Origin of the sequence: Actinomadura sp. 7K534, from assembly GCF_004348575.1 — a bacterium.
Lineage (GTDB): Bacteria > Actinomycetota > Actinomycetes > Streptosporangiales > Streptosporangiaceae > Spirillospora > Spirillospora livida.
In genome coordinates, this window is record NZ_SMKB01000263.1 from 1 (window position 1) to 9,451 (window position 9,451).

The window sequence follows — 9,451 nt, forward strand, 5'->3', positions numbered from 1 at the left end:
GAGCGGCCCCCGCCGAGGGCGCCGCATCGGGGGCGGGCTCGTCCGGCGGATACGGCCCGGGTCCGGGGAGGGCGTCGGCGGAGCGGTCCAGCAGGCCGCGGCAGCCGATCGCCGTCAGCGCGGCGAGCGCCGCGGCCGCGGCCGACAGGTGCAGCGGGACGGGCACGCCCGCGTAGGCGACGCCCGACCCGATCAGCGCGGCCACGAGCGTCCCGATGCTGTACCAGCCGTGCAGGCCGGACATGAGCGGCCGCCCGTAGCCGCGCTCGACCGCAACCCCCTGGGCGTTCATCGCCACGTCCATCAGGCCGAGCGAGGCCCCGAGCAGCAGGAGGGACACGATCAGCGCGCCGAGGTTCCAGGCGAGGCCGAGCGGGACCAGCGACGCCGCGCCCGCGACCCCGGCGGCGATCGTCGTGGCCCGGCTGCCCCGGTCCGCGATGATCCGGCGGGCGAACCGCACGGCGAGCACGACGCCGACGGGCGCGCCCAGCAGGGCCACGCCCATCGAGCCCTCGCTCAGCCCGAGGTGCTCCTTGATCTGGGGGATGCGGACCACCCAGGCGGCGGCGAGCAGGCCGTGCGCGGTGAAGGCGAGCGTGACCGCCGTCCGCGCCCGGCCGAACACCGCGAACTCCTCCGCCGTGATCTTGTCCGTGGCCACCCGCAGACTGTACGCGGCCCGCGGGCGCGGCGGTAACGGCTGTCGCGCGCTTTCAGGCGAGGCCGGCCAGGGGCACGCCGGGGTCGGCGAGCCGGCCGGCGTCCACCTGGGCCCCGGAGCGGATGAGCGCCTGCACGTCCCCGGTCACGTCCCACACGTTGACGTTCATCCCGGCGACGACCCGGCCGCCCGACAGCCAGAACGCGACGAACTCCCGTGACTCGACGTCCCCGCGGTACACCACCTCGTCGTACTCCCCCGGCGACGCGACGCCCGACATCTCCATGCCGAGGTCGTACTGGTCGCTGAAGAAGTACGGGATCCGGTCGTAGACGACGTCCTGGCCGAGCATCGCGCGGGCGGCGGCCGGCCCGCCGTTCAGCGCGTTCGCCCAGTGCTCCACCCGGACCCGGCGCCCGAGGAGCGGGTTGTAGGCGTTGGCGACGTCCCCGGCCGCGAAGATGTCCGGGTCGGAGGTGCGCAGCGACTGGTCGACGAGGACGCCGTCGGAGACCTCCAGCCCCGCCTCCTCGGCGAGGCCGCTGTTGGGCCGCACGCCGATGCCGACGATCACGACGTCGGCGGGCACCTCGGCGCCGCCGGAGGTCACCACCGCCGACACCTGCCCGGCGCCCCAGAACCCGGCGACGCCCTGGTCGAGCCGCAGGTCGACGCCGTGCTCGCGGTGCAGGTCGCCGAACATCCCGCCGAGTTCGGGCCCCATCGCGGCGTGCAGCGGCGTCGGCTCCGGCTCGATGATCGTCACGTCGTTGCCGTGGGCGCGGGCGGCGGCCGCGGTCTCCAGCCCGATCCAGCCCGCCCCGGCGACCACGACCCGGCGCCCGCCGTGCGCGAGGGCCTGCTTCAGCGCCGCGGAGTCGGCCATCGTCCGCAGGTAGTGGATGCCCTGCAGCTTCGAGCCCGGGACGTCGAGCCGCCGCGGGGAGGCCCCGGTCGCCAGCAGCAGCTTCGCGTACCCGACCCGCTCCCCGCTGGACAGCCGCACCTCGTGCGCGGCCCGGTCGACGGCGGCGACGGAGGCGCCGGCGCGCAGCTCGACGTCGTGCTTGTCGTACCAGTCCGCCTCGTGGACGTGGGCCTTCTCCCGCGGCTCCTTGTCCAGCAGGAACCCCTTGGAGAGCGGCGGCCGCTCGTACGGGCGCTCGATCTCGTCCCCGATCAGCAGCAGCCTGCCCGTGAAACCCTCCGCGCGCAGCGTCTCCGCGGCCTTGGCACCCGCCAGGCCGGCGCCGGCGATGACGAACGTCTCCTCGGGCATGGCGACCTCCTGTAGTTGACCTGTAGCCATCCCTACAGCGCCGCTTTGGGCGAGACAAGGGCCGCCGTCGGGTGGGTCGCGGCATATTCCGCCGGGGCCCGTCCGGAGAACCGGGCGGGATCGGTCAGGAACCGCCCTCCAGCAGGCGGTGCCGCGCCATCGCGGACAGGTCGGTCAGCGAGGCGATCTGGTCGATGACGGCGCGGAGCCGCCCCGCGTCGTCGCCGGCCTCCTCGAACGCGGCCCGGAACCCGGGTTCGAGGGTGCCGGGCGCGCCCGCGATCATCATCTCGGCCAGCTCGGTGATCAGCGTCCGCTGCCGGGCCCTGACCTCCTCGTGGCTGATCCACACGTAGTGCGCGGTGATGCCCTTGAGCAGGGCGTTCTCCAGCCGCTGCGCGCGCGGGACGATCAGCTCGGCGGCGTACCGGGTCAGCGGGCGGTCGCCGTAGGCGTCCCGGGTGGCGTTCTCGGCGGCCACGCAGAACCGGCCGATCAGGGTGCTGGTGAGGTTCTTGAGGGCGGCCAGGCTGCGCGGCGTGCCGTCGTAGCGGTCGGGCCAGTACGGCTCGGCGAGCAGCTCGGCGAAGCGCTCCTCCAGCTCGGCGAGCTCGGCGTCGGGGCAGTACAGCTTGATCGCGGTGGCGGCGACGAGCCGGCGCTCGGCCGGGTCGGCGAGGCGGGCGAAGTCGATGTGCCCGGCGACGAGCGCGTCCTCCAGGTCGTGGACGGAGTAGGCGACGTCGTCGCTCCAGTCCATGACCTGGGCCTCGAAGCACGTCCGGCCCGGTTCGACGCCCTCGCGGACCCAGTGCGCGACGTCCGCGTCGTCGTCGTAGACGCCGAACTTCCCGTTCACCGCCTCCGCCTGCGGCCACGGGTACTTCATCGACGCGTCCAGCGCGGCGCGGGTCAGGTTGAGGCCGACGCTGCGCCCGTGCAGGGGCGGGCCGTCCGCCGCGAACGACTTCGGCTCCAGCCGCGTCAGGACGCGCAGGCTCTGCGCGTTGCCCTCGAAGCCGCCGCAGTCGCGGGCGACGAGGTCGAGGGCGGCCTCGCCGTTGTGCCCGAACGGCGGGTGCCCGATGTCGTGGGCCAGGCACGCCGTCTCGACCAGGTCGGGGTCGCAGCCCAGGGACTTGCCCAGCTCGCGGCCGACCTGGGCGCACTCCAGCGAGTGGGTCAGCCGGGTGCGCAGGCTCTGCACGGTGTCGGCGCCGGCGTCCGCGCCGGGCGAGGCGACCTGCGTCTTGGCGGCCAGCCGGCGCAGCGCCGCGCTGTGCAGCACGCGGGCCCGGTCGCGTTCGAACGCGGTCCGGTCGCGGCGCTTGGCGGGCTCGGGGGCCCAGCGCTGCCTGTCACGGGCGGTGTAGCGGCCCGGGCCGCCGGTGGTGGAGTTGCTCGTCATGTCCCTATCCAGGGTAGGCGGGCGCGATGACGTTCCGTTGACCTTCGGGCCGGCCGGAGTGTCAGCGGCTCGGCTGCGGCTCCGACGGCGCCCCGGAGGGCGCCACGGACGGGTCGATGTTGATGCGCCTGATGGTCTCGTTCGGCACTTGCACGCTCTTGCCCAGCAGGACGTACGACAGGTAGGCGCCGGTCTCCCGGACGATGTAGTCGAACTGGGTCTCGCGGGTCTGCACGCTGGGGCCGCTGCGGGTCGGCGACGCGGCCGCCTCGATGCCGTGGTCCGCGGCCATCTTCTTCGACCGCAGCCCGTGCCACGGGTCGCTGACGATCACCGCGGACGACCAGCCGCGCCGGTCGAACTCCGCGCCGGCCGCCCGCAGGCTGCCGAGCGTGTCCCGCCCGACGGGCACCGCGACGACCCGGTCGGCCGGCACCCCGCCCTTCTCGATCAGCCAGGTGCGGCCGGAGCCGGCCTCGGTGTAGTTGTCGCCGGGGGCCTTCCCGCCGACCGTGACGATCGCGGGCGCGACGCCGTCGCGGTAGAGGTCGAGGGCGTGCTGGAGCCGCCACCGCAGCGTCGGGGACGGCTCGCCGTTGTACTGCGCGGCGCCGAGGACGATGATCGCGTCGGAGCGGGGCCGCTCGTCCTGGCGGGCCTGGTACCAGATGCGCGCGCCGACGGTGAGGGGCGTCAGCACCGCGATCAGCAGCAGCCCGAGGACGACGCCCGCCGGGATCGTGACCCACGGCGACCGCCTGCGCCGTCCGCGCGGCTGCTCGGCGGGCTCGTCCGGACCGTGGTCCTCGTTCCGGGGCTCCGGCAATTCGGCTTCCAACGTCATCGCTTCCGACACGTTAGTTAGATGGTGCGCCGGGCGCGCGAAGTTCGCAGGTTGGGCGGCCGGTCTCCCGCGGGCGGGCGCGCGGGCGGCCGGCCGCCCCGGCGGTCAGCGGCTGTCGCTCCCCCCGGCCGCCGCGTCCGCCGCGATCGCGGCGCGGCCGGCCTCCAGCCGGGCGACGGGGACGCGGAACGGCGAGCAGGACACGTAGTCGAGCCCGACCTCGTGGCAGAAGTGCACCGAGTCGGGGTCGCCGCCGTGCTCGCCGCAGATGCCGAGCTTGATGCCCGGCCGCGCCTTGCGGCCCTCCTCGGCGGCGATGCGGACGAGCCGCCCGACGCCGTCCCGGTCGAGGGTCTCGAACGGCGACACCCCGAAGATCCCGAGCTCCAGGTAGCGCCCGAAGAACGACGCCTCGACGTCGTCGCGGGAGAAGCCCCAGGTGGTCTGGGTGAGGTCGTTGGTGCCGAACGAGAAGAACTCGGCGGCCTCGGCGATCTGCCCGGCGGTCAGCGCGGCCCGCGGCAGCTCGATCATGGTGCCGATCAGCGCCGGGACGTCGACGCCGGTGGCCTCCCTGACCTCGGCCAGGATGGCGCGGGCCTCGTCGCGGACGGCCTCCAGCTCCTGGACGGCGCCGACCAGCGGGATCATGATCTCCGGGCGCGGGTCCCCGCCGGCCCGGCGGCGCGCCGCGGCGGCCTCGGCGATCGCGCGGACCTGCATGCCGAACAGCCCCGGAATCGCCAAACCCAGCCGCACGCCGCGCAGGCCGAGCATAGGGTTCTGCTCGTGCAGTCGGTTGACTGCCTCGAGCAGTCTCCGGTCCTTCTCGTCGGCCTCGTCGCCCGCGAGCGCGACCCTGACCGACAGCTCGGTGAGGTCGGGGAGGAATTCGTGCAGCGGCGGGTCGATCAGCCGGATCGTCACCGGCAGACCGTCCATGGCCTCGAAGATGCCCTCGAAGTCGCTCTTCTGCAGCGGTTCCAGGGCGTCCAGCGCGGCCTGCCGCTCGGTGTCGTCCGCCGCCAGCACGAGCTTCTCGATGAGCTGCCGCCGGTCACCGAGGAACATGTGCTCGGTGCGGCACAGCCCGATCCCGGCGGCGCCGAAGCGGCGCGCCCGTGCCGAGTCCCCCGGGTTGTCGGAGTTCGCGCGGACCTTGAGCGCGGCCCGCTCGTCGGCGTGCCGCATGATCCGGTCGACGGCCTTGACGAGGTCGCCGCCCTCCTCGGCCGCGAGCTCGCCCTCGAAGTAGCGGACGACGGGCGAGTCCTCGACGGGCACCTCGCCGAGGTACACGTCCCCGGACGTCCCGTCGATGGAGATCAGGTCCCCCTCCCGGACGGTCACGCCGCCGGGGGCGGTGAACTGCCCGCTCTTGACGTCGACGTCCAGTTCCTCGGCGCCGCAGACGCAGGTCTTGCCCATGCCGCGGGCGACGACGGCGGCGTGCGAGGTCTTCCCGCCGCGGGACGTCAGCACGCCCCTCGCCGCGACCATCCCGGCGAGGTCGTCGGGGTTGGTCTCGCGGCGGACGAGGATCACGTCCTCCCCCGCCTGGGCGAGCTCCGCGGCCCGCTCGGAGCTGAACACGACCTTGCCGACGGCCGCGCCCGGCGAGGCGTTCATGCCCTTCGTGAGCTTGCGGACACCGTCCACCCGGTCGGCGAAGCGGGGGAACATGAGCTGGGCGAGCTGGTCGCCGGTGACGCGGCGGGCGGCCTCGTCCACGTCGATGAGCCCCTGGTCGAGGAGCTGGCAGGCGATGCGGAACGCCGCGGCGGCGGTCCGCTTGCCCACCCGGGTCTGCAGCATCCACAGCTTCCCGCGCTCGATCGTGAACTCGATGTCGCACATGTCGCGGTAGTGGTTCTCCAGCGTCTCCATGATCTCGAGAAGCCGGTCGTAGGACGCCTTGTCGATGCGCTCCAGGTCCTTCAGCGGCACGGTGTTGCGGATGCCGGCGACGACGTCCTCGCCCTGCGCGTTCTGCAGGTAGTCGCCGTAGATGCCCTGCTGGCCGGACGCGGGGTCGCGGGTGAACGCGACGCCCGTCCCGGAGTCCATGCCCATGTTGCCGAACACCATCGAGCAGATGTTCACGGCGGTCCCGAGGTCGACGGGGATGCGCTCCTGGCGGCGGTACAGGATGGCGCGGGGCGCGTTCCAGGAGTTGAACACCGCCTCGACGGCGAGGTCCATCTGCTCGCGCGGGTCGGTCGGGAACTCCCGCCCGGCCTGCTCCCGGACGATCGCCTTGAAGCGCTCGACGAGCTTCCGGAAGTCGTCCGCGGTGAGGTCGACGTCGTTGTCGCTGCCGCGGGCGCGCTTGACGTCCTCGATGGCGTCCTCGAACAGGTCGCCGTCGATGTCCAGGACGGTCTTGCCGAACATCTGGATCAGCCGCCGGTAGGAGTCCCACGCGAACCGCTGTCGCTCCGTCTCCGTGCCCCCCACTTGCGCGGCCAGGCCGTGCACGGACTCGTCGTTCAGCCCGACGTTGAGGACGGTCTCCATCATGCCCGGCATGCTGAACTTGGCGCCGGAGCGCACGCTGACCAGGAGCGGGTCGTCGCTCTGGCCGAGCTTCTTGCCCATCGCGGACTCGAGCGCGGCCAGGTGCGCGTTGACCTCGTCCGCCAGCCCCTCGGGCAGGTTCCCGTGCTCGAGGTAGTACCGGCAGGCCTCCGCGGTGATCGTGAACCCGGGAGGGACGGGCAGTCCGAGGTTGGTCATCTCGGCCAGGTTGGCGCCCTTGCCGCCCAGCAGATCTTTGAGGTCCTTGTTTCCCTCAGTGAAGTCGTACACGAACTTCGGCACGGGGAGCTCCTTCTCGCTCCGATTACACCCAGCGGCAGTTCCGGTCCCGCCACGGCGGGGGCGCGGCATCGCGTTCCCGCAGGCGGCGGCGGGGCCCGCTGCCCTGTTTGCCGGGACTGTACCCGCGATGTCCGGCCTTGCTCGGCGCCCGGTGCGGGAAGAGGCGTTTTCCCAGGTCAAGGGCCAGATAGTGGTCTATTCCAATGGGTCTCCGAGAGCCGGAGACCAGCGCGGGAGGCCCGGTGCGGAGCCGACGCCCGGGCCGACCGGCACCGCCGACGTACCCACCGCGGGGAGAGGGAATGATGGATCGAGGAGGTGAGGTTGTGAGGCCGAAGGTCGCCGGCGGCCGGGCGGGAGATCCGTTCGCCCCCATAGCCGATTTCGGGTTCCTGTCCGACTGCGAGACGACCGCCCTGGTCGCGCCCAGCGGCAACATCGAGTGGATGTGCCTGCCGAGGATGGACTCGCCCAGCGTGTTCGGGTCCCTCCTGGACCGCGACGCGGGCTATTTCCGGGTCGGCCCGGCGGGCGTGGAGGTGCCCGCCGCGCAGCGCTACATCCCCGGCACCATGGTGATGGAGACCACCTGGTGGGTGCACGGGGGCTGGCTGGTCGTGACGGACGCGCTGCTGATGGGCCCGTGGCACCACGAGACGGAACGGTCCCACACGCACCGCAGGGCCCCGACGGACTACGACGCCGACCACGTCCTGCTGCGGATGGTGCGGTGCGTGAACGGCCAGGTCCAGGTCCGGCTCGACTGCATGCCGGTGTTCGACTACGGCCAGACGCCCGCCCGCTGGGAGCACACGGGCGCCGGGTACCACGAGGCCCTGGCGCGCGGCAACGGCGTCGGGCTGCGGCTCACCACCGACATGAACGTCGGGTTCGAGGGGTCGCTCGCCACGTCCCGCACGCTGCTGAAGCAGGGCGAGTCACGGTACGTCGCGCTGTCGTGGAGCGAGCACGCGGCGCCCTCGTCCTACGAGGAGGCGCACGAGCGGCTCGTCTGGACCGTCCACCACTGGCAGCACTGGCTGGACCGGGGCCGCTTCCCCGACCACCCGTGGCGCAGCCACCTGCAGCGCAGCGCGCTGACGCTCAAGGGCCTGACGTTCGCGCCCTCCGGCGCCGTGGCGGCCGCGGCGACGACGTCGCTGCCGGAGGCGCCGGGCGGCGACCGGAACTGGGACTACCGCTACACCTGGATCCGCGACTCCACGATGGCGCTTTGGGCGTTCTACACGCTCGGCTACGACTGGGAGGCCAACGACTTCTTCTACTTCATCACCGACGTCGCCGAGGCCGCCGAGGGCAAGCTGCAGATCATGTACGGCCTGGACGGGCGGGAGGAGCTGCCGGAGTCCACGCTGGACCACCTCACCGGCTACGACAACGCCCGCCCCGTCCGCATCGGCAACGAGGCGTACATGCAGGCGCAGCACGACGTGTGGGGCGCGATCATCGGCTCCATCTACCTGTTCGTGCGCAAGCGGGACCGGCTCGACGACCGGCTCTGGAAGATCATCATCAAGCAGGTCGAGGACGCCCTGGCCACCTGGCGGACCCCCGACTGCGGCATGTGGGAGGTGCGCGGCGAGCCGCAGCACTTCACCTCGTCCAAGATCTTCTGCTGGGTCGCGGCCGACCGCGGCGCCCGGCTCGCCCGCGTCCGCGGCGACCAGGACCGGGCGCGGCGCTGGCAGGCCGCCGCCGACGAGATCCACGCGGACGTGCTGGCGAACGCGCTGGACGAGCGCGGCGTCTTCACCGCGCACTACGGGGCGACGGCGCTGGACGCGTCGGCGCTGCTGATCCCGCTGCTCGGCTTCCTGCCCGCCGACGACAAGCGCGTCCGGGAGACCGTCCTCGCCATCGCCGACGAGCTGTCGGAGGACGACCTCGTCCTGCGGTACCGCGCCGCGGAGACCGACGACGGGTTCGACTCGGAGGAGGGCACCTTCACGATCTGCTCGTTCTGGCTGGTCAGCGCGCTGGTGCTGATCGGGGAGCTGGAGCGGGCGCGGGCCCTGTGCGAGAAGCTGCTGTCCTACGCCAGCCCCCTGCAGCTGTACGCCGAGGAGATCGACCCGCACAGCGGCCGCCACCTCGGGAACTTCCCGCAGGCGTTCACCCACCTCGCGCTGATCAACGCGGTCATGCAGGTGATCAGGGCGGAGAACGGCGAACCCCAGGCGCCCCTGGTCTGACTCCCCCGCCGCCGTGGCCGGGTCCGCCCGGCCACGGACCGGTCCTCCGTCAATCACAACCCGGCGACAACTGTCGGAAATACCTCTTTTCTTGAGAATTCCGACTTACCGTGCGGCTGTGAGTACGCCACCTCATGCTGACAACGATCCCGAACCGTCCGGCGATTGGGCCCCGCCCGGCCCGCCGAGCGCCGCCGAGAACGCCCCTCCCACCGAACAGACC

At 72.8% G+C, this 9,451-nt stretch carries 5 protein-coding genes and 1 pseudogene; 1 reads left to right on the forward strand and 5 read right to left on the reverse strand.

What is annotated here, in order from left to right; all coding sequences use genetic code 11:
• From E1266_RS31925 to ppdK, 5 genes and pseudogenes are all read right to left on the reverse strand, one after another.
• A pseudogene (locus tag E1266_RS31925) lies at positions 1-664 on the reverse strand (MFS transporter); the annotation flags it as partial.
• Between the two features lie 52 nt (positions 665-716).
• Positions 717-1,943 carry an FAD-dependent oxidoreductase gene (locus E1266_RS31930; RefSeq protein ID WP_132053433.1) on the reverse strand — a complete coding sequence of 409 codons (1,227 nt, stop codon included), beginning with the start codon at positions 1,941-1,943 and terminating at the stop codon, positions 717-719.
• A 124-nt stretch (positions 1,944-2,067) separates the two neighbouring features.
• Complete coding sequence (locus E1266_RS31935) at positions 2,068-3,351, reverse strand: deoxyguanosinetriphosphate triphosphohydrolase (protein WP_132053435.1); 1,284 nt, start codon at positions 3,349-3,351, stop codon at positions 2,068-2,070.
• 61 nt (positions 3,352-3,412) lie between these two features.
• Complete coding sequence (locus tag E1266_RS31940; protein WP_132053437.1) at positions 3,413-4,195, reverse strand: YdcF family protein; 783 nt, start codon at positions 4,193-4,195, stop codon at positions 3,413-3,415.
• Between the two features lie 105 nt (positions 4,196-4,300).
• Entirely contained in the window at positions 4,301-7,015 is a 2,715-nt protein-coding gene (ppdK, locus tag E1266_RS31945) for a pyruvate, phosphate dikinase (RefSeq protein ID WP_132053439.1), read from the reverse strand.
• Between the two features lie 326 nt (positions 7,016-7,341).
• Between ppdK and E1266_RS31950 the strand changes: the two genes are divergently transcribed.
• Positions 7,342-9,228: a glycoside hydrolase family 15 protein gene (locus E1266_RS31950; protein WP_229808122.1), complete on the forward strand. Its 1,887-nt coding sequence runs from the start codon at positions 7,342-7,344 to the stop codon at positions 9,226-9,228.
• The last annotated feature ends 223 nt before the right edge of the window (positions 9,229-9,451 follow it).

Coding starts and splice junctions, on each gene's coding strand:
- E1266_RS31930 (WP_132053433.1), bottom strand. CDS start 1,943: ATGCCCGAGGAGACGTTCGTCATCGCCGGCGCCGGCCTGGCGGGTGCC.
- E1266_RS31935 (WP_132053435.1), bottom strand. CDS start 3,351: ATGACGAGCAACTCCACCACCGGCGGCCCGGGCCGCTACACCGCCCGT.
- E1266_RS31940 (WP_132053437.1), bottom strand. CDS start 4,195: ATGACGTTGGAAGCCGAATTGCCGGAGCCCCGGAACGAGGACCACGGT.